Here is a 22,150-nt window from a genome sequence, read left to right as displayed (position 1 = left end):
ATCAGGATCGGGCGGACAGGTCAAATCCGTTCCCGCCCGACGGCGTCGGCTCAGGCGGCGAGCAGCGGACGCAGGTCGCGCATGTCGGCGAGCGTCTCCAGCGTGTTGATCCGTGCGATCAGGCGCTCGGTCGCCTCCGGACCGAGCACCGGCGCCATGAGGTCCCGCGCCTTGGCGTTGACGGCCTCGGTGGTCAGGGGGGTCTCCCGTGTGCCCGGCGGATGCCGGGTGTGATGCTCCACGATCCGCCCGTCCGCGAGGGTGATCGTCACGACGGCGCCGCGCGGGGCGGCGGGATCCATCAGGGCCGGATCGCCCACCAGCTCGACCTTGGCCTTCTGGGCGGCGATCACGGGATCGTGCATCAGACCGGCATCGTGGCTGTCGGTGAAGGAGACGGCGCCCTTCACCAGCGCCAGCGCCACGAGGTGCTGGCAACTCACGTCCGGCATGGCGCTCGACCCGACGATGCCGACCGCGTCGGTGGGCACCCTCACTTGGATGTGCCGCACGGTCTCCGGCGTCAGGCCGTACTGCCGGCGCAGGGTCAGGGTCGCGTCGAGGGGGGACTGGATCGGGTAACCGACCGAGAAGGTCTTGATCGCCGTCTCGGTGACGAAGAAGCGGCTGCCCAGCCCCTCGAGCATCAGCTCGGGCTTCGGCGCGGTGGAGAGCGCGTTGAGAAGGTTGTGGCGGCCGTCGAGAACGTCGGCGACGCCGGTCAGGCCCGCTTCCACCATGCCGACTGCCGTCACCCCGTTGCGCGCGCCCATGCCGGCGAAGTCGAACGCCTTCTCGACATGGTCCTCGTCGCGCACCCAGCTCCACAGGCCGGAGACCTGCTGGGCCGCGTAGGAGAGGGCGAAACGCATGCCCCGCTCATCGAGGCGGGCCAGGGCCGCGGCGGCGCCGAGCGCTCCGAAGGTCGAGCTCGTGCCCTCGGCGCTGCGATGCGTGCCGCGGACGAGGTCGGGACCCAGGGCCAGCAGCAGACGGCAGCAGAGATCGTAGCCGAGTGCCACCGCCCGGACGAACTCGGCGCCGGAATTGCCGTGCCGTTCGGCGAGCGCCAGGGCCGCCGGGACCGTGGCGCAGCCAGGATGGGCCTTGGTCACCGGCTCGAAGTCGTCCGTCTCGTCCGCATGGGCGCACATGGCGTTGGCGAGCGCCGCGTTGACCGTGGTGGTCCGGAAGCCGGATGCGACGACCCCCGCCTGCTCGGCCCCGCCGAGGGTCCGGACGTAGGCCAGCGCCATCTCGCCCGGCCGCATCCGAGCCCCCGAGACCATGGCGGCCAGGGTGTCGAGGATGCGGTGCTTGCAGGCGATCAGGACTTCCGGGGGCAGTTCCTGCGCCCGGGCGGCCGCCATGTAGCGAGCGAGGCGGCCGGTCACGTCCGCCTCCGCGGCCGCCGCCGGGAGGGCGGCCGCCAGGGTGAGGGCGCCGGCGCCCTGGATGAGGCCCCGCCGGGTCGGCGTGCTCACGTGGCGGCCCGCAGGCGCGCGAAGCCGGCATCGAGGTCGGCCTTGAGGTCGTCGGTGTCCTCGAGTCCGATATGGAAGCGCAGGGCCGGTCCGCCGGGTGCCCACTGCGTGGCGGTCCGGTAGCCGGCGCAGTCGAACGGGATCACGAGGCTTTCGAAGCCGCCCCACGAGAAACCCATCCCGAACAGCTCCAGTCCGTCCAGCATGGCGGCGACCGCCGCCTCGGGCACCGGCTTGAGGATCACGCCGAACAGCCCGGAGGCGCCGGAGAAGTCCCGCTTCCAGATGGCGTGGCCGGGATCGTCCGGCAGGCCGGGATGCAGGACGCGCAGGACCTCGGGGCGGGCCTGGAGCCAGCCCGCCATCTCCAGCCCGGCACGGCCGTGCTCGCGCAGCCTCAGGGTCATGGTGCGCATGCCGCGGAGCGCCAGGAAGATGTCCTCCGCCCCGGCGCACATCGCGAAGTGGTCGAAGGTGCGGCGCACGGCCGGGAAGTACTGGGCGTTGGCGGAGGTCAGGCCGATCAGCAGATCCGAGCCACCGCTCAGGTACTTGGTCCCGGCCTCGACAGCGATGTCGACCCCGCGCGCGTGCGGCGGGAACAGCAGCGGCGTCGCCCAGGTATTGTCCATGATCACGCAGGCCCCGTGCGCGTGCGCCACCGCGGCGATGGCCGGGATGTCCTGCATCTCGAAGCTCTGCGAGCCCGGCGCCTCGACCAGGACGGCCTTGGTGTTCGGCCGCATCAGGGTGGCGATGCCGGACCCGATGATCGGGTCGTAGTAGGTGACCTCGACGCCGAAGCGCGCCAGTACGCCGTCGCAGAACTGGCGGGTCGGCCGGTAGGCGGAATCGGTGACGAGGAGGTGGTCGCCCGCCGAGACGGCGGCCATCAGCGCGACGGTGAGCGCTGCGAGCCCCGAGGGGGTGACGACGGTCCCGGCGGCACCGGCGAGTTCCGTCCAGGCTCCGGTCAGGGCGTCCATCGTGGGCGTGGCCGACGTGCCGTAATTATAGCGCCCGCGCCGGTGCTTGATGGCGTCGTAGGTCGGATAGAGGACGGTGGAGCCGCGATAGATCGGCGTGTTGACGAAGCCGTGCTGAGCGCCCGGATCGCGGCCCGCATGGACGAGGCGCGTCGCGGGCGCGAAGGTCTGCTTGGACTCGGGCGAGGGCTTCAGGGACATCGGGGCTCGGCGATCGCGTTGCGCTGCGGTGCACGAAGCGCGCCGCGCCCGGCGAGGTCAAGCCGGACGCGCCGATCCACGGCCCGGCAGACATGTCTTGTCCGCGGTCACGGCGTCTCGCGGGGATCGGAGGCCACCATCCAGGCGGCGCACTCGTTGGACCCGTCCGGATAGACGCATTCGCTCACGGGCTTGGCGTAGAGGCGGGCGTTGCGGCCCCGGAAGAACGGGCTGTCGCTCGCAATGGCCTGGACGTCGGTCAATATCGCCGACCGAAGACTTGGAGTGGGGCTTCGTTAACGGCCACGCCGTACATCTGTTGCCGTCTCAAGTCGCGTCCCGGGTCGTTGCGTGCGTATCCTGCGTTCCCTCCTCGGCGCCGTCCTCGTCCTCGTGTCGACGGCGACCGTCGCCCTCGTCAGCGCCGACCGGCTCGCGCATCTGGCGCCGGCACCGGTGGTGCGCGCGGCTCAGGCCGAGCCGTCGGCCACCGGGTCGCTTCCGGCTCCGGTCAAGGCCGCCCCGGCGGCGAAGCCGGCCTTGCCGACCATCCCGAACGGGTTCGACACCGAGCGGCTGCACGCGCTGATGCGCGGCGACCCGATCCTGCCGGGCCGCTGAGCGCCGGTCCGGACGGGTTTTCCGACCTCCGGACCGCATCCCGAGGTCCGCGGCGCGGCGGCCTCGAAGGTGCCCTCCGGACGCCTCCGCGATCCCTGACGCCCGCCGTCGAGGCGCGTGAGGCGCGCGCCCCTCTCCATTCTACCGCGCGGTCCGGAACACCTGGAGGTCGAGGTCGCGCACCTTCTTGCGCAGGGTGTTGCGGTTCACCCCGAGCAGCTCCGCCGCGCGGATCTGGTTGCCGCGGGTGGCGGCCAGCGCCGCGCCGATCAGCGGACCTTCGATCTCGCGCAGGATGCGGTGATACAGCCCCGGAGGCGGTAACGTGTCCCGATAGCCTGAAAAATAATCCGAGAGGTGGCGTTCCACCGCGCTCGACAGGCTCTCCGATTCGCCGCCGCCCTTGCGGGCGGCGCCGTTAGCGGCCGGGCTGGACGGTGTCGCGAGAGGCAGGGTGTCGAGTTCGGCCTCGATCACCGGCCCGGTGATCGTCTCCTGCGGATAGAGGGCGGCCAGGCGCCGGACGAGGTTCTCGAGTTCCCGGACGTTGCCGGGCCAGCGGTAGCGCTTGAGCCGCTCCATGGCGTCGCCGTCGAGGGTCTTGCGGGTGAGACCCTCGCGCTCGACCAGGACGAAGAAGTGGCGGATGAGGTCCGGCACGTCCTCGGAGCGCTCGCGCAGGGCCGGCAGCCGCAGCGGCACGACGTTGAGGCGGAAGAACAGATCCTCGCGGAAGATCCCCTGCTGGATCGAGACCCGCAGGTCCTTGTTGGTGGCCGCGATGATCCGGACGTTGGTGCGGATCGGGACGCGCCCGCCCACCGTCGTGTACTCCCCCTGCTGGAGCACGCGCAGCAGCCGGGTCTGCGCCTCCATGGGCATGTCGCCGATCTCGTCGAGGAACAGCGTGCCGCCCTCGGCCTGCTCGAACCGGCCGGCGGAGCGCTGGAGCGCCCCCGTGAAGGCCCCCTTCTCGTGGCCGAACAGCTCGGATTCGATCAGGTCGCGCGGGATCGCCGCCATGTTGACCGGCACGAACGGGCCGGTGCGGCGGCGGCCGTAATCGTGCAGCGCCCGGGCGACGAGTTCCTTGCCGGTACCGGATTCGCCGGTGATCATCACGGTGAGGTCGGTGGGCATCAGCCGGGCAAGCGCCCGGTAGATCTCCTGCATGGCGGGCGAGCGCCCGACCAGCGGGATGTCCTCGTTCTCCGGCGGCGCCCCGGCGGGGGCGGTGCCGCGGGGCCGCGAGAGCGCCCGGCCCACGATGGCGATCAGTTCCTTCAGGTCGAAGGGTTTCGGCAGGTACTCGTAGGCGCCCCGCTCCGAGGCGCGGATCGCCGTCATGAACGTGTTCTGCGCGCTCATCACGATGATCGGCAGCTCCGGCCGCACCCGCTTGATGCGCGGGAGCAGGTCGAACACGTTCTCGTCGGGCATCACCACGTCGGTGATGACGAGATCGCCCTCCCCCTGCGCGACCCAGCGCCAGAGGGTCGCGCAATTGCCCGTCGAGCGGACCTCGTAGCCCGCCCGTGACAGCGCTTGGTTGAGCACGGTGCGGATGGCGGCGTCGTCGTCGGCGACGATGATGTGGCCGTTCGGCATGACTCTCTACTCAGACCTCCGACGGGGGGCCGGATACGGGGATCGACATCACGGATCGACCGCCGATTCGCGCCCGTCCCGGGCACTCGACATCGGCAGAAGGATGCGGAACGTCGTGCGGCGGGGAGCGGGATCGCACTCGACGATGCCGCCGTGGTCGCCGACGATCTTGGCCACCAATGCAAGACCGAGGCCGGATCCCTGCGCCTTGGTGGTGACGAAGGGATCGAACAGGTCCGGCAGCAGGTCGGCCGAGATGCCGGGGCCGTTGTCGCGGATCGCCACCTCGATCGGCAGGCTGACCCGCTCGCGGGAGCCCGGCACCTGCAGGCGCAGGCCGGTGCGGAAGGCGGTCGACAGGGTGATCTCGCCCTCGACCGCATCCGGGCCGATCGCCTCGGCGGCGTTCTTCACGAGGTTGAGGATTACCTGGATCAGCTGGTCGCGGTTGCCGAGGACCGGCGGCAGCGACGGGTCGTAGGTCTCGACGAAGCGGATATGCCGCGCGAAGCCCGACTGCGCCGAGCGCTTCACTTGGTCGAGCACCCCGTGGACGTTGACGGCGCCCCGGTCCGAGGGCCGTTCGTCGCCGAACAGCTCCATGCGCTCGACGATGCGCACGATCCGGTCGGATTCGTCGCAGATCAGCTGGGTGAGCAGGCGGTCCTCCTCGGCGCCGGTGCTCTCCAGAAGCTGCGCGGCGCCGCGGATCCCGGCGAGGGGGTTCTTGATCTCGTGGGCCAGCATCGCGCCGAGCGCCACCATGGAGCGCGCCGCACCGCGGTGAGTGAGCTGGCGGTTCATCTTGTCGGCGATGGTCCGTTCCTGGAGCATCATCACCACGGCGTCGTCCTCGTCGCCGAGCGGGGTCGCGAACACGTCGACGCTGCGCTCCAGCCCCAGCCGCGGCTGGGTCAGCTCCACCCGGTACTCGCTGACGCTGGCCCGCCGCCGCCGAACCTCGGTCACCAGGGCGATGATCGGCGAGGCGAACGGGATGATGTCGCGCAGGCGACGGCGCAGCATCAGGCGCGCCGAATAGTCGAAGAACGCCTCCGCGGCATGGTTGCAGCGGAGGATGCGCTCGTCGCCGCCGATGGTCAGGACCGGCAGCGGCAGGGCGTTGAGCACGGCCTCGGCGGCCGAGTCGCGCCGAGCCCCAGGATCCTGCGGGACGGGTTCGTCGCTCACGCCGCCTCCCGGACCGGGTTCGCCGCGCCCGCGAAGGCCCGGATCAGCAGGGCGAGCGCGGTCTCCGGATCGGTGGTTGTGAGGAGCGCCGAACGCTCGGCCGGATCCAGCGCCCCGCCGGTCTCGGCGTAGGCGGCGAGGTGCTTGCGCGCGTGGCGCACCCCCATGTCGCGGCCGTAGAGGGACAGGAGACCGGCATAGTGCTCGGCGGCGAGGGTCGCCTGTTCGGTCCGCGACGGCGGTGCGGCCGGCCGGCCGGCCAGAGCCGCCGCCACCTGCCCGACGAGCCAGGGGCGGCCGGTCGCGGCCCGGCCGATCATCACCCCGGCGGCCCCGGATGCCGCGAGGCAGGCCCGGGCGCTCGCGCTGTCGGTCACGTCACCGTTGGCGATCACCGGGATCGACACCGCCGCGACGACCGGCCGGATCGCCGCCCAGTCGGCGCGGCCCTTGTAGAATTGCTGCCGGGTCCGCCCATGGACCGTGACGGCGTTCAGGCCCAGGCGCTCGGCGCGGGCGGCGAGGTCGGCTGCGTTGCGGCTCGCGTCGTCCCAGCCGAGGCGCATCTTGACGGTGACCGGCACGGAGACCGCTCCGCGAACCGCGGCGAGCAGGCGCTCCGCATGGTCGAGGTCCCGCATCAGGGCCGAGCCCGAGGCGATGCCGGTGACGATCTTGGCCGGGCAGCCCATGTTGACGTCGATCACGTCGGCGCCGCCGGCCTCCGCGAGCCGGGCGGCCTCGGCCATGGGCTGCGCCTCGCAGCCGGCCAGCTGGACCACGTGCAGGTCGACACCCGCTCCCTCGGCGCGCAGCGTCGCCTCGCCGGAACCCCGGGTGAATTCGCGGGCCGCCACCATCTCGGAGACCACTGCGTCGGCGCCGCAGCGTCGGGCGATCCGGCGCATGTGCAGGTCGGTGACGCCGGATAGGGGCGCCAGCAGGCAGAGCGGAGCGGGTGGTGCCGCGCCGAAAGCCTTTCCGATCCGGCGCAGCGCGCTCAAATAATGATCAGTCGTCATTCTGCACAACAATGAGGCAAGGACGGTCGGCTGGCAAGCGGGGCCGCGCGTTGATTTCGGCCCCTCCCCCGCTTAAACGACGGGCACCCCCTGCGGCAGGGTTCCGGCGGCACCGCTGTTCCGCGCGCCGGCCGCCGCTCCGCTCCTCAGGCCCTCACGAGATTCGTCGCCCATGCCCGCCACCGGCACGCCAGCCACCGGACCCGCAAGCGCGGGAACCGGCGTCGCCGCGGTGGTGGTGGCGGCCGGCCGCGGCATCCGCATCGGCGGCGGCACCCCCAAGCAGTATCGCCGGGTCGGCGGCCAGGCGGTCCTGACCCGCACCCTGGCGGCGCTGGCCGCGGATGCCGCGATCGCGCGGATCCAGCCGGTGATCGCCGCCGACGCGGCGGACTTCTTCCGTAGCTGCCTGGAGGAACTCGCGCCCGCGGTCCGCGCCAAGATCACGCAGCCGGTCGAGGGCGGGGCGACCCGCCAGCTCTCCGTGCGCGCCGGACTCGAGGCCCTGGCGGCCGGCGCGGCGCCCGAAATCGTCCTGGTCCACGACGCGGCCCGTCCCTACGTGGACGCCGCACTGATCGCCCGCGCGATCGCCGCGGGGCGCGACCACGGCGCGGCCGTGCCCGGCGTGCCGGTGACCGACACGGTCAAGCGCGTCGTCGACATTGCGCCCGGCATCGGCCGGGTGCACGAGACGCCGCCCCGGGAGCACCTGCGCGCGGTCCAGACGCCCCAGGCCTTCGCGTTCGGCCCTCTGCTCGGCGCCCACCGGGACGCCGCCGCGCAGGGCCTCGACGGCTTCACCGACGACGGCGCGCTCGCCGAATGGGCCGGGCTGCCGGTGGTGGTGTTCGCGGGCGACGTTGCCAACCGCAAGATCACCCAGCCCGCCGACCTGATCGAGGCGGACCGCGCCTTCGCGTCGGAGACCTCAGAAACGCCAGCGCCGGGAGTCCGCGCCATGACCACCTACGTGACCCGCCTCGGCACCGGCTTCGACGTGCACGCCTTCACCACGGGCGACCATGTCTGGCTGGGCGGCGTGAAGATCCCCGCCGACCGCGGCGTGCTCGCTCATTCCGACGGCGACGTGGTGCTGCACGCGCTCACCGACGCCCTGCTCGGCGCCATCGCGGACGGCGACATCGGCACCCATTTCCCGCCCTCCGACGAGCGCTGGCGCGGGGCCTCCTCCGACCAGTTCCTGGCCCATGCCTGCGAACTGGTCCGCGCGCGCGGCGGCCGCATCGACCATCTCGACATCACCGTCCTCGCCGAGGCCCCGCGCATCGGGAAGCACCGCGAGGAGATCCGCGCGCGCATCGCCGCCATCGCGGGCGTGCCGCTCTCGGCGGTCTCCATCAAGGCGACGACCACCGAGAAGCTCGGCTTCGTCGGCCGGGCGGAAGGGCTTGCCGCCCAGGCGGCCGCGACGGTGCGGCTTCCCGAGGAGGACGGTCCCGCCCTCGACGCGCAGGCCGAGACCGCGATGCGGCAGGGCTGAGCGGTTTCGGGTCGAGCGCGATCGAGACAGGACACGTCCGGCTTCCCTCTCCCGTTGCAGGCGTGCCGCTTCTCGCGTCCGCCGGGGCGACGCGGGTTCAGGATCGGGCGCGGGTCCCCTCTCCCGTGCGGGAGAGGGACAGGGTGAGGGATCCCGGCCTTTTCGGAGCTGCCGCACCGTGAACGCGCGTCGACGGCGTGCCTGATCCGGAGCGTCTTGCCCCTCACCCCAACCCTCTCCCGCACGGGAGAGGGTGCGCGTCGCGCTCTGCCTCAGGCCACCCGCACCAGCAGCGCGATCGCGGCGACGCCCAGGGCTGCCATCGTCAGAAGGATGCCGCCGCCCCGGCAGACGAACTGGCGCGGCGAGTTCGGGGGCGCGAACATCCCGATCGGGTGTAGGATCCGGGCGACCAGCAGGGCGATCAGCAGCGCCCGCACTAGCCCGTGGCCGCCGCCGCCCGCCTCCAGGAGGCCGATAACGATCAGCGCCAGCGGCACGTACTCCGCGAAATTCGCGTGCGAGCGGACGCGCTTGAGCACCGTGTCGTCGCCGCCGTCGCCGAACAGCACGTTCTCGGAGACGCGAGCCCCGATCACCCATCCCGAGAGGCCCAGATACACGAGGGCGAGCAGCCCGGCGTAGAAGGCCGTGGTCGCGGGGAAGATCATGGACAGGGTGTCTCCGATGGTGGCCGCCGGTCCTTGAGCCGGGCTCGGCCTTGGGTCACAACACGAGATAGGGCGCGGCCGCCCGGGGAGAGCCCGTTCGCGATGATCGACGACGCCGAGCTTCTCGCCCGGGCCGAGGCTCTGGTGGCGGCCTACGCGGCCGCCGGGCGCAGGATCGCCACGGCCGAGTCCTGCACGGGCGGCCTCGTGGCCGGCCTGCTCACGACGGTGGCGGGCTCCTCGGCCGTACTGGAGCGCGGCTTCGTCACCTACTCGAACGAGGCCAAGGCCGAGGCGATCGGGGTGCCCATGGATCTGATCCGCCGGCACGGGGCCGTCAGCGAGGCCGTGGCGCGGGCGATGGCCGACGGGGCGCTGGGCGCATCGCGGGCCTCCGTCGCGGTGGCGATCACCGGCATCGCCGGACCCGGCGGCGGGAGCGCCGACAAGCCGGTCGGGCTGGTGCACTTCGGCCTCGCCCAGCGGGCGGGCGCGACGCGCCATCTGGAGCGGCGCTACGGCGATCTCGGGCGCGCGGGTATCCGCCGGGCGGCCGTCGCCGATGCGGTCGGCCTGCTGGAGGAGGCCCTCGGCGCCTGACCGCGGTACGGAGAGGACGGCCCATGGACACGGTGACGACCCGCCTGTGCATCGTCGGCGGCGGCCCTGCCGGGATGATGGCCGGCCTGCTCTTCGCCCGCGCCGGCATCGACGTCACCGTGCTGGAGAAGCACGCGGATTTCCTCCGCGACTTCCGCGGCGACACGATCCACCCGTCCACCCTCGACCTGATGGACGAGCTGGGCTTCACCGAGCGCTTCCGCGCCCTGCCCCAGCGGCGCGTCGAGAGTTTTTCGGGCGTCGTCGACGGACGCAGCTACCGGGTCGCCGATTTCAGCCGGCTTCCGACCCGGAACCGTTTCCTGTCGTTCATGCCGCAATGGGACTTTCTGGACTTTCTGGCCGGCGAGGCCGGGCGCTTTCCGGCCTTCCACCTGCTCCGCCGGACCGAGGCACAGGACCTGATCGAGGTGGAGGGCCGCGTCGCGGGGGTGCGCGCCGAGGGGCCGGACGGCGCGGTCGAGATCCGGTCTGACCTGGTGCTCTGTGCGGATGGCCGGCACTCGCGGATGCGCGACCGCGCGGGCTTCGCGCCCCGGGCCTTCGGCGCGCCGATCGACGTGCTGTGGTTCCGCCTGCCGCGCCGGGACGGGGATCCGGAGGCGGCGGCCGGGCGGTTCGGGCCGGGGCGGATCCTCATCACCCTCGACCGGGGGGATGCGTGGCAATGCGCCTACGTGGTGCCGAAGGGCGGCGACGCCGCGCTCCGGGCCAAAGGCCTGCCGGCGTTCCGGGCGGCCGTGGCGCAGATCGCGCCGTTCCTCTCCGACCGCACCGACGCGATCGCCGACTGGGACGACGTCAAGCTCCTGACCGTCACGGTCGACCGGCTCGACCGCTGGCACCGACCGGGCCTGCTCTGCATCGGCGACGCCGCGCATGCCATGTCGCCGGTGGGCGGCGTCGGGATCAACCTCGCGATCCAGGATGCCGTGGCTGCCGCCAACCTTCTGGCCGAACCCCTGCGGGCGGGCCGCGTCACCGAAGCCGACCTCACCCGGGTCCAGGCGCGGCGGATGTTCCCGGTGCGGGTCACGCAGGCGCTGCAACGGGCGATCCAGTCCCGCGTGATCGCTGCGTCGCTGGCGGCCGACGCGCCGTTCCGGGCGCCGCTCGCCCTGCGGATCCTCGATGCCCTGCCGTCGCTCCAGGTTCTGCCCGCGCGGATGATCGGGATGGGCGTGCGGCCCGAGCACGTGCGCGGGCCTCAGCGGGCCTGAGACCGTCTTTGCGAGCGCGGCGAAGCAATCCAGGGCAGCGCCACATGCGGAGGCGTCCCGCTTCCCTGGGTCGCTTCGCTGCGCTCGCGATGACGGCGGCTACGCCCGCGCCCCGTACATCCGGTTCGCCCGGCCCTCGAAGGCGTCGGTGAACTTGCGGAAGGCCCGGTCGAACATCGTGCCCATGAGGAGCCCCAGGGTGCGGCTCTTGAACTCGTAGGTGATGAAGAAGTCGATGTTGCAGCCGCCGTCGGGACTGTCCTTGAACAGCCAGCGGTTCTCCAGGTGCCGGAACGGGCCGTCGATATACTCGGCGACGATCTTCAGGTTCTGCGGATCGAGGCTGACCCGGGTGGTGAAGCGCTCGCGGATCGCCTTGTAGCCCACGCCCATCTCGGCGATCAGCACCTGCCGGCCCTCTTGTGTATCCTGCCGACGGATCACCCGCAGGGATTCGCAGAGCGGCAGGAACTCGGGGTAGCGCTCGACGTCGGCCACGAGATCGTACATCTGCTGCGGCGAATGCTTCACCGCGCGGGTGACCCGGAAGGACGGCATGGTCTTCGGATATCCTTAGGCCGAAAGCGCGGGCGACAGTTTTGCCAGGCGCGCCGCCTGAAGTCGCGCGAAGTCCTCGCCCGCATGGTGCGACGAGCGGGTAAGCGGCGTGGCCGAGACCAGCAGAAAGCCCTTGGCATAGGCGGTGGTCTCGTAGGCCTTGAACTCGTCCGGCGGGACGAAGCGCACGACCTCGTGGTGCTTCTTCGACGGCTGGAGGTACTGGCCGACGGTCAGGAAGTCGACGTCGGCCGAGCGCAGGTCGTCCATGAGCTGGAGCACCTCGTTCCGCTCCTCGCCGAGCCCGACCATGATGCCCGACTTGGTGAAGATCGCCGGATCGAGTTCCTTCACCCGCTGGAGCAGGCGCAAGGAGTGGAAATAGCGGGCGCCCGGCCGCACCGTGAGGTACTTGGCCGGCACGGTCTCGAGGTTGTGGTTGAACACGTCGGGCTTGGCGGCGACCACGATCTCGAGCGCCCCGTCCTTGCGCAGGAAGTCGGGGGTCAGGATCTCGACCGTCGTGCCGGGGCTCGCCCGCCGGATCGCCGCGATCGTGCGGGCGAAGTGCTCGGCGCCGCCATCCTTCAGGTCGTCCCGGTCCACCGAGGTGATGACCACGTGGTGCAGGCCGAGCTTGGCGACCGAATCGCCGATCTTCTCGGGCTCCGCCGCGTCGAGGGCGTCCGGCAGGCCGGTGCGCACGTTGCAGAAGGCGCAGGCCCGCGTGCAGGTGTCGCCCATGATCATGAAGGTGGCGTGCCGCTTCTCCCAGCACTCGCCGATATTGGGGCAGCCGGCCTCCTCGCAGACCGTGACCAGCCCGTGCTCGCGCACGATCTTCTGGGTCTCGGTCCAGGCCTTGGAGCCCGGCGCCTTCACGCGGATCCAGTCCGGCTTCTTGGTCTGGACGGGCTGGTCGGGCCGGTGCGCCTTCTCGGGATGGCGCAGGCGCGCCGTGCGCGGATCGTTCTTCAGGATGTCGAGGACGACGGCCATGGGTCGGGGGCTGCCACACCGCGGGGAGGCGCCCATGGGCGCGGTCGGGATCGCCCTGACTTAAGGCCCCAGGCCGCCGGCCGCAAACCGCCGCGACGCCGGGCCGCCCCGCGGTGGTTGAGGGTACGGCCGTTCCGTCAGATCCCGAGCGCCCGGACGAACAGCCCGGCCAGCACCGCGCCGACCAGGGGCGCGGCCACGGGGATCAGCGCGTAGCCCCAGTCGGAGGAGCCCTTGCCGGCGATCGGCAGCACCGCGTGGGCCACCCGCGGCCCAAGGTCCCGGGCCGGGTTGATGGCGTAGCCGGTGGTGCCGCCGAGGGACAGTCCGATGCCCCAGACCAGCATGCCGACCATGTAGGGCGCGACGCCCCGCGGGATCGCCCCGGTGGAGCCCAGCGTCGTGGTCACGAGGGCGGAGATCGTCAGGATCAGGAAGAAGGTCGCGATGATCTCGGAGATCCAGTTGGCCTTCGCGTCCCGGATCGCCGGCCCGGTGCAGAAGCAGGCGAGCTTCAGGCCGGGATCCTGGGTCGCGCCCCAGTGCGGCAGGTAATGGAGCCAGACGAGGACGGCCCCCACGAAGGCGCCGAGCATCTGAGCCGGGATGTAGGTGGCAAGCTTGCTGAAATCACCGGAACTGACCGCACCCGCCACCGTGACCGCGGGGTTGATGTGGGCGTCGGCGCTGCCGGTGGCGTTGGCCACGAAGACCCCGGCAAGGACCGCGAAGGCCCAGCCCGCCGTGATGGCTATCCAGCCGGCATTCTCGCCCTTGGAATGCTTGAGCAGGGCGCCGGCCACGACGCCGTCGCCGAGCACGATCAGGGTCATCGTGCCCAGGAATTCGCCCAGGAATGGTGGTGTCATCGTCCTGTCTCCCCCCGTTCGCTGCTTTTTTGTAGGAGTCCAAAGCTTGTGCGAGCGTGTGGCCGCCGGAGGCGGTCACCGATATGTGCCGTTCTCCCGTCTCCGCCCCCATCCTGGGTGCCGGAGTGCCGCGGAGGCCGCGAAGGAGGCCTCCGGGGATCGCGTCGCTGGCTGGAGCCCTCCTGCGAGGCGGCTCCGCCGCACCTCAGGATGAAGGTGCGATCGGGATCGATGCGGCGTGAGCGGCTCAGGCCCGCACGGCGCGGGCAGGAGCCGGAAGGCCGTCCTCAATCCTCGTCGGTCTTCCAGTCGAAGGAGCGCTGCACCGCCCGGCCCCAGGCGGCCGCAATCTTCTCGCGCTGGCCGGCATCCATCTTCGGCGTCCAGCGCTTGTCGACGCCCCAGTTGCGCTTGAGGTCGTCGAGACCCTTCCAGTAGCCGACCGCGAGACCGGCCGCGTAGGCGGCGCCGAGGGCTGTGGTCTCGGCCACCTTCGGGCGCACCACCGGCACGTCGAGCAGGTCGGACTGGAACTGCATCAGCGTGTTGTTGGCGACCATGCCGCCATCGGCCCGCAGCTCCTTCACGGGGATGCCGGAATCCTTGGCCATCGCCTGCAACACCTCGCGGGTCTGAAAGGCGGTCGCCTCCAGCACCGAGCGGGCGATGTGGCCGCGGTTGACGTAGCGGGTCAGGCCGATGATCAGGCCGCGGGCGCCTTCATTCCAGTGCGGAGCGTAGAGCCCCGAGAAGGCCGGCACGAAGTAGACGCCGCCATTGTCCTCGACCGTGGTGGCGAGCGTCTCGACCTCGGCGGAATCCTTGATCATGTGCAGGTTGTCGCGCAGCCACTGCACCAGGGCGCCCGTGATGGCGATGGAGCCCTCCAGCGCGTAGGCGGGCTTCTGGCCGTCGAGGCGGTAAGCCAGCGTGGTCACGAGGCCGGCCTTCGACGGGACCGGCTCCTCGCCGGTGTTCATCAGCGCGAAGCAGCCGGTGCCGTAGGTGTTCTTGGCCTCGCCGGGCGCGAAGCAGGTCTGCCCGAACAGGGCCGCCTGCTGGTCGCCAAGGATGCCGGCGATCGGCACGCCGGCGAAGGGCGCCTTGGTCTCCCCGTAGACCTCGCTCGACGAGACGATCTTCGGCAGCATCGCCTTCGGGATGCCGAAGGTCTTCAGCATGCCGTCGTCCCATTCCAGGGTCTTGAGCGACATGAGCTGCGTGCGGCTGGCGTTGGTCACGTCGGTGACGTGGAGGCCGCCCTCAGTGCCGCCGGTGAGGTTCCAGACGAGCCACGTGTCGATGTTGCCGAACAGCACGTCGCCGGCCTCGGCCTTCTCCCGGGCGCCCTCGACATGGTCGAGCAGCCAGCGAAGCTTGAGGCCCGAGAAGTAGCTCGCGAGCGGCAGGCCGGTGAGGTCGCGGAACCGGTCGCGGCCGCCGTCGCGGGCGAACTCGCCCACCAGCCGGTCGTTGCGGGTGTCCTGCCAGACCAGGGCGTTGTGCAGGGGCTTGCCGGTCTTACGGTCCCAGATCAGCGTGGTCTCGCGCTGGTTGGTGATGCCGACGGCCGCGAGATCGGAGGGCTGGAGCCCGCCCTTCTCCAGCGCCTCGCGCATCACCCCTTGCGTCTTCGTCCAGATCTCGCCGGCGTCGTGCTCGACATGGCCGGGAGCCGGGTAGATCTGCGCGTGCTCGGCCTGGGCGAGGGCGATGACGCCGCCCTCCCGGTCGAACACGATGAAGCGGCTGCTCGTGGTGCCCTGGTCGATGGCCCCGACGTAACGGCTCATCGTTCCCTCCCCTGTGATGCCCGACCGGTCTGTCGCCGGATCGAAGCCGAAAAGTTCAGGCCGCTTCGGCCTTGCGGTCGAGATAGGCGGCGAGGCGCGCCGCGCTGTCCGTGCCGGTGCGCAGACCGAGCTTGGAACGCCGCCAGAGGATATCCTCGGCGGTCACGGCCCATTCCTCCGTGCGCAGGTAGTCGACCTCGGCCGCCGTCAGGCCGCCGTCGAAGGCCTCGCCGAGATCGGCCATGGAGCGTGCCGTCCCGACGATGTCGCGTGCCCGGGTGCCGTAGGCGCGGGCGAGGCGGCGCGCGGTCTCCTCCGGCAGGAACGGCTTTTCCGACTTCAGCTTGGCGAGGAACTGGTCGAAGTCGGCATCCTTCATGGCGCCGCCGGGCAGGACCGCGTCGCCGGTCCAGGCCTTCTTGAGCGCCGGAAAATACGGCTTCAGCTTCTCCAGCGCGTGCTCGGCGAGCCGCCGGTAGGTCGTGATCTTGCCGCCGAACACCGACAGCACCGCCGCCTGGCCGTCTTGATCTTCCACGTCGAGGACGTAGTCGCGGGTCACCGCCGAGGCGTTCTCGGCCGCGTCGTCGTAGAGTGGCCGCACGCCCGAATAGCTCCAGACCACGTCGGCCGGGGTGATCCGGGTGTCGAACGAGCGGTTGATGCAGCCGCAGAGGTAATCGGTTTCGTCCTGTGAGATCGAGACCGGGCCGGGCTCACCGTCGTAGGGCACATCGGTGGTGCCGATCAGCGTGAAGTCACGCTCGTAGGGGATCGCGAAGATGATGCGCTTGTCGGGCTGCTGCAGGATGTAGGCTTGGTCGCCCTCGAACAGGCGCTTGACCACGATGTGGCTGCCCTTGATCAGCCGCACCGCCGCGCGGCTGTTGATCCCCAGCGTGCCCCCGAGCGTTTCGCTGACCCACGGCCCGGCGGCGTTGACTACGGCCTTGGCCCGGATCGTCCGCTCGTTGCCCCCGCGCTCGTCGCGCAGGGTCGCGACCCACCCGTCTCCCTCGCGCCGGGCCGAGACCACGCCGGTGCGGGTCAGCACCGTCGCGCCGCGCTCGCGGGCGTCCATGGCGTTGAGCACGACGAGGCGGCTGTCCTCCACCCAGCAGTCGGAATAGACGAAGCCGCGCGTGAGGCGTTTCTGCAGCGGCCTGCCGTAATCGGAACTGCGGAGGTCGACCCCGTGCGAGCCCGGCAGGGTCCGCAGCCGCGCGAGGTGGTCGTAGAGGAAGAGCCCGAGCCGCAGCATCCAGGCCGGGCGCAGGCCCTCGTCGTGGGGCAGGACGAAGCGCAGCGGCCAGATGACGTGCGGGGCGAGCCGCAGCAGCCGCTCGCGCTCGGCGAGCGCCTCCCGCACTAGGCGGAACTCGTAATATTCGAGGTAGCGCAGGCCGCCGTGGATCAACTTCGTCGAGGATGAGGAGGTGAATCCGGCGAGGTCCCCGCGTTCGGCCAGCAGGACCGACAGGCCGCGGCCAGCCGCGTCCCGGGCGATGCCGGTGCCGTTGATGCCGCCGCCGACGACCAGAAGTTCGTATGCGTCGGACGGCTCGCGCTGGCGCGATGCTGCCGCCATGGTTCCTCCAATCCCGCCCTCTCGGCGGGTTGGCATTATATTGATCCGACCGCGGATTTTCGCAAGCGAAAAATTGAATGTTCGTTATGGTTCGTCGTCGCGGTCCGCCACCGCCAGGGTGACGCCCTGGCGCTCCATCAGCGCGACGATCTCCGCCGGCGGCATCCGGTCGGTGAAGAAGGTGTCGACCTGCTCCAGCCGCCCGACCTGGACCATCGGGCGGCGCGTGAACTTCGTGTGATCGGCGACCAAGAAGGTGGTGCGGGCATGCGCCAGGATGGTCTGCGTGGCCCGTACCTCCTCGTAATCGTAGTCGAGGAGCGCCCCGTCGGCGTCGATGCCGCTGATGCCGATCACCGCCACGTCGACGCGGAACTGGCTGAGCGTGTCGCAGGTGAGCTGGCCGAGCACCGCGCCGTCGCGGTTGCGCACGGTGCCGCCGGCCACGACGATGCGGAACTCGGTGGTCTCGGCCAGGGAGATCGCGACGTTGAGGTTGTTGGTGATGATGCTGAGGTCGTCGTGCCGGCTCAGTTCTCGCGCGACGGCCTCGGGCGTCGTGCCGATGTTGATGAAGACCGAGCAGTGCGACGGGATCTGGCTGGCGGCGAGCCGGCCGATCCGGGTCTTCTCCGGCAGCAGGGTCACGCGGCGGTCGGCATAGTCGATGTTCTCGACGCTGGAGGGCAGGCCGCCGCCGCCGCGATAGCGCTCCAGGCGCCCCTCGGCGCTCAGTTCGTTGAGATCGCGCCGGATCGTCTGGACGGTCACGCCGAACTGTGCCGCCAGGGCCTCGATCGTGACGAAGCCCCGCTGGCGCACGGACGCCACGATGGCGCTGCGTCGCGCCTCGACGCCGGTCGGCTCGATCCTGTCCTCGAACCTCCGGTCGAGCGGTCGTGACATCGATACTCTCCGCGCCCCCAAGGCCCGCGCCAAATGGGCCGCTAAATTGATGATCGTTCGGTGTTCGTTTGCGAACATTTTCGGCGGGTACGCCCGGCATGCGAACTTGAACCGCGCCGCCGCGTCCCGCAACCGGCGATCGGGCGGCATTATGCTTCCAGTCGATCGATCGGCACAAAAAAGGCCTGTCGCGGATGCGACAGGCCGGGCCACCCGGGCGATCCCGTTTCCGGAACGCCCCGGAGCCGTCGGGCTCACATATGGTGGCGCATGCGGCGGTGATGCTTCATCCGCTTGTGCTTCATTCGCTTGTGCATCATCGGACGCGCGGCCGGCGCAGCACCCCGTTCCATCGCGGCCGCTTCACCGGCGCGCTCGACGCCGCCGCGGGGGCCGCCGGCCTGCGCGCCAGAGGAATTGTAGGGCGAGTTGCCCTGGGCATAGGCGGAGCCCGCGAGGAGCGTCAGCGACGCGGCGGCCAACAGAAGTTTCCTCATCATCAATCCCTGGCGTAGACCGGCGCAGGCAAAGCATCGCACGTGGTCAGGCGCGATGCCGCTGCGTCGGAAAATAAGCGGCTCAGGCGAGACTTGGTTCCGCGGCATCGGCCAAATGCACCGCACAATTGCCGGGAGCGTTAACTGGCCTTATGTCGCGACCCGTCCCGGCCCGGCCGTGACCGAGCGACAGGGGGTGCGGGTGGCGGTGGCCAGCAGCGGTTCGGCCTATCTCCTGCTGGATGTCGCCGGTACGGCCTGCGCCCTGCCCCGCAGCGCGGTCGCCGAGGTCCTGCCGCTTCCGGACCTCCACAATCCGCCGACGGCCTCTGGCTGGCTGGCCGGTTTTCTCAACCTCGGCGGGGTGCCGGTTCCGGTGATCGACCTCGCGGCCCTTCTCGGCCTGCGTCCCGTGGCTGCGGCGCCCGATCTGTACGCCCATCTCGTGCTGATGCAGGCTGAGGTCGTCGCCTACCTGGTCGACCGCGCGTCCGACCTCGTCACCGTCCCGGAGGCCGCGATCCGGCCCACCGGGGAGGCCGATACGCTCAACGGTTGCGTCGCCGCGGAACTGGTCCTCGGCGAGCGGCTCGTCCATGCGCTGGCGCCGGAGCGCCTCCTGACCGCGCAGGAGCGGATCCGCATCGAAGCGCTGGCACGGGCCGCCTCCGAACGTCTCGCCGCCCTGCCCGCCGCCGTCTGACCGACCGATGGCCCGTCCGGGTAGTCCCCGTCCCGATCTGGGTGCCGATCCCGCCTACGCGCCGCTCAAGGCGCGGATCATCGCGCGCACCGGACACCACTATTACATCGACAAGGACGAACTTCTGATCGAGCGGCTCCACCGCCGCTTCCGCGCCGCCGCCGCGGCCGATTGCACCGCCTATGCGGCCCTCCTGTCGGACGGTGCCGAGGGCGAGGCGGAATGGGCTCACCTCGAAGCCGAGATCACCGTCGGCGAGACGTTCTTCTTCCGCTACGCCGAGCAGTTCCAGGCGCTGCGCGAGACGATCCTGCCGGCGCTGATCGCGGCCCGGGCCTCCGAGCGCGTCCTTCGGATCTGGAGCGCCGGCTGCTCTACGGGGGCCGAGCCCTATTCCTTGGCGATCCTGGTGCGCGAGCTGCTCGGGGATGCCCTGCCCGACTGGCGGGTCGCGATCCTCGGGACCGACATCAGCGCCGAGGCGTTGGCCACCGCCCGCGCCGCGGAGTACGGGCGGTGGGCGCTGCGGACGATGCCGCCGGAGGACCGGCTTCGCTACTTCACCCGGTTGCCGGCCGCCCCGGGCGTCCGGCGCGAGGGCGGTTACGCCCTGCGGCCTGAATTCCGCGAACCGGTGCGGTTCGAGCGTGGCAACCTGCTGACCCTCGTGCAGCCGGGGCCGCCACAGGGCGAGCCGTTCGACCTGATCCTCTGCCGCAACGTGCTGATCTATTTCGATACCCGGACGGTCGCGGCCGTGGTGCGGGGCCTCGGCCGCCGGCTGCGGCCGCAGGGCTGGCTGCTGCTCGGCCATGCCGAGCCCAGTCCCGCCTTCGCGAGCTTCCTCGACGCCGTGAGCCTGCCCGGGACCGTGGCCTACCGCCCCCGCGAAGAGGCGCCGCCCACGGCGGAGCCCGGGATGCCGACCCCGGGGGCCGCCTGTCCAGCGCGGGCCGGGACGGAACTGGGCGACCCGGAGCCTGACCTGGGCCGACCGCCGTCGCGTGCCCGCGCCCATCAGGCCGCCCCGGCGCTCGATGGCCTACCGGATCCGGCCCCCGCTCCCGCGGCCGCAGCCGCGCAGGCCCGGGATGACCGGGCGGCCGAGGCCGCACACCGGGATCTCGATTCGATCCGCACCCTCGCGGATTCCGGCGAGACCGGCGCGGCATGGCGGATCCTGCGTGCCGCCCTCGACCGAGACCCGACCGACACGGCCCTGCGTTTCTACGAAGGCCTGCTGGCCCGCACCCTCGGACGCGATGCCGAAGCCGAGCGGGCGCTCCGGGCGGCTCTCTACCTCGACCGCGGGTTCGTGATGGCCCACTATCATCTCGGTCTGCTGCTGATCGCCCTGCAGCGGCCGGACGAGGCGATCCGCGCCCTCGACAACGCTGTCGCCTTGAGTCAAGCCCTCAAGCCCGACACGGCGCTGCCCGAGGGCGACGGCGCCTCCGCGGGCGAGATCGCGGTCAGTGCGGCCGCCGCCCGCGCCGCGATCGGCGGCGCCGGCAGCAGGAGTTCCTGATGGAGGCGCGCCCGAGTGCACCGCCCGTCCGTCCACGCGCACGGTCGGAGCGGGATTTGCCGGATCGGGATCTGCGCGCCGAGCGATCCGCCGCCCTCGCCCGGCGCGGCGCCGGCGCGGCGGCTTCCGATTCGGGGGTCGATCACTTGGTCTGTGCCTGCAGCAGCGAGCGCTACGGTGTGCCCTTGGCCGCTGTCGCGCAGGTGCTGCCGTCGCGGCCGTGCACGCCCGTGCCCGGCGCGGTGCCGGCGCTGGTGGGCCTCGTCGCGTTGTCCGGCAGGATCGTCGGGGTGCTCAGCCTCGCCCGCGCCCTCGGCCGGCCGGAGGCCCCGCCAGAGAGCGGGACAGCGGCGGGCCATCTGATCGTCCTGCGGGGTGGCCAGACGCAACCCCTCGCCCTCGTGGTGGATCGGGTGCTGGGCATCGCCCGGGCCGCCGGATCGTCCGATGGGTCCGCGCCGGATCCCGCCGATCCCGACGGCTTGGGCAACGATGCCGCTTCGGTCTATGCCCCCGGGGCCGCGGGCGACGGCAGCGTGGATTTCGTCGTCATCGACCTGCCCCGCCTCCTGCGCCGCGTGTTGCCCTGACCGGGCCGCCAGACCCAACCGGAGCCATTCCCACCCGTGTCAGTCTCGATCGGAAGACGCATCCTCCTCGGCTTCTTCGCCATGACCGTGGTGGTCGTGGCGCTGGGTGTCTACGCGCTGGAGCAGATCGGCGCGGTGCGCGACACCACCGACGCCATCGTCCACCGGGACATGTCGATCCTGCGTCAGCTCGACGACCTCGGGAACGAGGCGCGCGACCTCGGGCTCCTGCGCCGATCCGCCGTGATCGCGATGCTGACGCAGGCCCAGGGTCGACCGGCCCGTACCGAGGACACCCAGGCCACTTGGCGGCAGACCGCCGCCCAGGTTGAGAACCGGCTCACTACGACGATCCAACTGGCCAAAGACTACGGAGCCCGGTCGGTGTCTGCCGAGCGCGTGGCGTCCTGGGACCGTATCGCCGCGGCGGCGAGCGCGGTCCAGGGTTCCTTCCGCGAGGTCAAGTCCCTCAGCGAGGCGCAGTTCGCCGCTATCGCCCAGCAGGATGTGGCAGGGGTCGAGAGCCGCAACGCGGAGATCACGCGCCTGCAGGCGCCCTTTCTCGACGGGATCAAGACTCTTCGGTCGCAGCTCGATGGCAGCATGGCCCTCGGCCAGCGCGCCGCGCAGGAGGTCTATGAGCGCTCGCGCCTCTCGATCTACCTGACGCTGGCGGCGTCCATCCTGCTGGCGATCCTGATCACGTGGCTGATCAGCCGCGCGGTGGTGCGCCCCCTCGAACAGGTGATGGCGTTCGTGGCGCGTGTTGGCGACGGCGACCTGTCTGGGGAACTGGCGGCCCGCGGACGGGACGAGATCGGGCGTCTGGCGGCGACGCTGAACGCGATGGTGTCGGGTCTGTCGGACCTCGCCCGGACGAACCGGGCCGCCACCGCCGACCTGAACGCGGCGGCGGCGGAGATCCGCGCCTCGGCGCAGGAGCAGGCGGCCTCGGTCGAGCAGCAATTCGCCGCCGTGCAGGAGACCGCC

General features: G+C 71.3%; 22 protein-coding genes. 8 read left to right on the top strand and 14 right to left on the bottom strand.

Annotation, left to right across the window (positions count from 1 at the left end; genetic code table 11):
* Positions 1-50: 50 nt before the first annotated feature.
* From ACXJKQ_RS19040 to ACXJKQ_RS19030, 3 genes are all read right to left on the bottom strand, one after another.
* Entirely contained in the window at positions 51-1,484 is a 1,434-nt protein-coding gene (locus ACXJKQ_RS19040) for an MmgE/PrpD family protein (protein WP_457107288.1), read from the bottom strand.
* The gene (metC, locus tag ACXJKQ_RS19035; protein WP_457107287.1) at positions 1,481-2,671 is read right to left on the bottom strand and encodes a cystathionine beta-lyase; all 1,191 of its coding nucleotides are present in this window, start codon (positions 2,669-2,671) and stop codon (positions 1,481-1,483) included. The genes ACXJKQ_RS19040 and metC overlap by 4 nt, the downstream gene beginning before the upstream one ends.
* A gap of 107 nt (positions 2,672-2,778) precedes the next feature.
* The gene (locus ACXJKQ_RS19030; protein WP_457107286.1) at positions 2,779-2,934 is read right to left on the bottom strand and encodes a ribosome modulation factor; all 156 of its coding nucleotides are present in this window, start codon (positions 2,932-2,934) and stop codon (positions 2,779-2,781) included.
* Between the two features lie 88 nt (positions 2,935-3,022).
* Between ACXJKQ_RS19030 and ACXJKQ_RS19025 the strand changes: the two genes are divergently transcribed.
* The gene (locus tag ACXJKQ_RS19025) at positions 3,023-3,292 is read left to right on the top strand and encodes a hypothetical protein (protein WP_457107285.1); all 270 of its coding nucleotides are present in this window, start codon (positions 3,023-3,025) and stop codon (positions 3,290-3,292) included.
* Positions 3,293-3,433: 141 nt separating this feature from the next.
* On the opposite strand, the gene ntrC is transcribed toward ACXJKQ_RS19025, so the two are convergent.
* From ntrC to dusB, 3 genes are read right to left on the bottom strand one after another with little or no spacing between them, the layout of a single operon-like run.
* Positions 3,434-4,900 carry a nitrogen regulation protein NR(I) gene (gene ntrC, locus ACXJKQ_RS19020; protein ID WP_457107284.1) on the bottom strand — a complete coding sequence of 489 codons (1,467 nt, stop codon included), beginning with the start codon at positions 4,898-4,900 and terminating at the stop codon, positions 3,434-3,436.
* Between the two features lie 48 nt (positions 4,901-4,948).
* Entirely contained in the window at positions 4,949-6,091 is a 1,143-nt protein-coding gene (locus tag ACXJKQ_RS19015; RefSeq protein ID WP_457107283.1) for a two-component system sensor histidine kinase NtrB, read from the bottom strand.
* A complete protein-coding gene (gene dusB, locus ACXJKQ_RS19010; RefSeq protein ID WP_457107282.1) occupies positions 6,088-7,113 on the bottom strand; it encodes a tRNA dihydrouridine synthase DusB in 1,026 nt (341 codons plus the stop codon). Before dusB ends, ACXJKQ_RS19015 begins: the two co-directional genes overlap by 4 nt.
* A gap of 172 nt (positions 7,114-7,285) precedes the next feature.
* Between dusB and ACXJKQ_RS19005 the strand changes: the two genes are divergently transcribed.
* Entirely contained in the window at positions 7,286-8,617 is a 1,332-nt protein-coding gene (locus tag ACXJKQ_RS19005; RefSeq protein WP_457107281.1) for a bifunctional 2-C-methyl-D-erythritol 4-phosphate cytidylyltransferase/2-C-methyl-D-erythritol 2,4-cyclodiphosphate synthase, read from the top strand.
* A gap of 272 nt (positions 8,618-8,889) precedes the next feature.
* Here ACXJKQ_RS19005 and ACXJKQ_RS19000 read toward each other — a convergent pair whose 3' ends face one another.
* Entirely contained in the window at positions 8,890-9,288 is a 399-nt protein-coding gene (locus tag ACXJKQ_RS19000) for an MAPEG family protein (protein ID WP_457107280.1), read from the bottom strand.
* Between the two features lie 102 nt (positions 9,289-9,390).
* Between ACXJKQ_RS19000 and ACXJKQ_RS18995 the strand changes: the two genes are divergently transcribed.
* Positions 9,391-9,888 (top strand): CinA family protein, encoded by a 498-nt coding sequence (locus tag ACXJKQ_RS18995; protein ID WP_457107279.1) that lies wholly within the window; start codon positions 9,391-9,393, stop codon positions 9,886-9,888.
* A gap of 23 nt (positions 9,889-9,911) precedes the next feature.
* Positions 9,912-11,129, top strand: coding sequence for an FAD-dependent oxidoreductase (locus ACXJKQ_RS18990; protein ID WP_457107278.1), 1,218 nt, complete (start codon positions 9,912-9,914; stop codon positions 11,127-11,129).
* Between the two features lie 99 nt (positions 11,130-11,228).
* On the opposite strand, the gene ACXJKQ_RS18985 is transcribed toward ACXJKQ_RS18990, so the two are convergent.
* The 7 genes from ACXJKQ_RS18985 to ACXJKQ_RS18955 all read right to left on the bottom strand — a co-directional run bounded on the left by ACXJKQ_RS18985 (position 11,229) and on the right by ACXJKQ_RS18955 (position 18,324).
* Entirely contained in the window at positions 11,229-11,687 is a 459-nt protein-coding gene (locus ACXJKQ_RS18985; RefSeq protein ID WP_457107277.1) for a type II toxin-antitoxin system RatA family toxin, read from the bottom strand.
* 15 nt (positions 11,688-11,702) lie between these two features.
* The gene (gene lipA, locus ACXJKQ_RS18980; RefSeq protein WP_457107276.1) at positions 11,703-12,686 is read right to left on the bottom strand and encodes a lipoyl synthase; all 984 of its coding nucleotides are present in this window, start codon (positions 12,684-12,686) and stop codon (positions 11,703-11,705) included.
* 137 nt (positions 12,687-12,823) lie between these two features.
* Positions 12,824-13,555, bottom strand: a complete 732-nt coding sequence (locus tag ACXJKQ_RS18975) for an MIP/aquaporin family protein (protein ID WP_457107275.1) — start codon at positions 13,553-13,555, stop codon at positions 12,824-12,826.
* Between the two features lie 287 nt (positions 13,556-13,842).
* Complete coding sequence (glpK, locus tag ACXJKQ_RS18970; protein WP_457107274.1) at positions 13,843-15,348, bottom strand: glycerol kinase GlpK; 1,506 nt, start codon at positions 15,346-15,348, stop codon at positions 13,843-13,845.
* A 55-nt stretch (positions 15,349-15,403) separates the two neighbouring features.
* Positions 15,404-16,936 carry a glycerol-3-phosphate dehydrogenase gene (glpD, locus tag ACXJKQ_RS18965; protein ID WP_457107273.1) on the bottom strand — a complete coding sequence of 511 codons (1,533 nt, stop codon included), beginning with the start codon at positions 16,934-16,936 and terminating at the stop codon, positions 15,404-15,406.
* 84 nt (positions 16,937-17,020) lie between these two features.
* Entirely contained in the window at positions 17,021-17,842 is an 822-nt protein-coding gene (locus ACXJKQ_RS18960) for a DeoR/GlpR family DNA-binding transcription regulator (protein ID WP_457107272.1), read from the bottom strand.
* A 254-nt stretch (positions 17,843-18,096) separates the two neighbouring features.
* On the bottom strand, positions 18,097-18,324 hold the full coding sequence (locus ACXJKQ_RS18955) for a hypothetical protein (protein ID WP_457107271.1): 228 nt from the start codon (positions 18,322-18,324) through the stop codon (positions 18,097-18,099).
* A 223-nt stretch (positions 18,325-18,547) separates the two neighbouring features.
* Here ACXJKQ_RS18955 and ACXJKQ_RS18950 point away from each other — a divergent pair, with 223 nt between their 5' ends.
* The 4 genes from ACXJKQ_RS18950 to ACXJKQ_RS18935 form a co-directional block, all read left to right on the top strand.
* Positions 18,548-19,042, top strand: coding sequence for a chemotaxis protein CheW (locus ACXJKQ_RS18950; RefSeq protein WP_457107314.1), 495 nt, complete (start codon positions 18,548-18,550; stop codon positions 19,040-19,042).
* A 7-nt stretch (positions 19,043-19,049) separates the two neighbouring features.
* A complete protein-coding gene (locus ACXJKQ_RS18945) occupies positions 19,050-20,570 on the top strand; it encodes a CheR family methyltransferase (RefSeq protein WP_457107270.1) in 1,521 nt (506 codons plus the stop codon).
* Positions 20,571-20,626: 56 nt separating this feature from the next.
* The gene (locus ACXJKQ_RS18940) at positions 20,627-21,160 is read left to right on the top strand and encodes a chemotaxis protein CheW (protein WP_457107269.1); all 534 of its coding nucleotides are present in this window, start codon (positions 20,627-20,629) and stop codon (positions 21,158-21,160) included.
* 36 nt (positions 21,161-21,196) lie between these two features.
* On the top strand, positions 21,197-22,150 hold a 954-nt coding region (locus ACXJKQ_RS18935), incomplete at its 3' end, for a HAMP domain-containing protein (RefSeq protein WP_457107268.1).

The sequence above is a fragment of the Methylobacterium sp. P5_C11 genome (assembly GCF_054049775.1).
The sequence above is the reverse complement of the archived record's forward strand: the minus strand, read 5'-3'. Positions and strand labels throughout refer to the sequence as shown.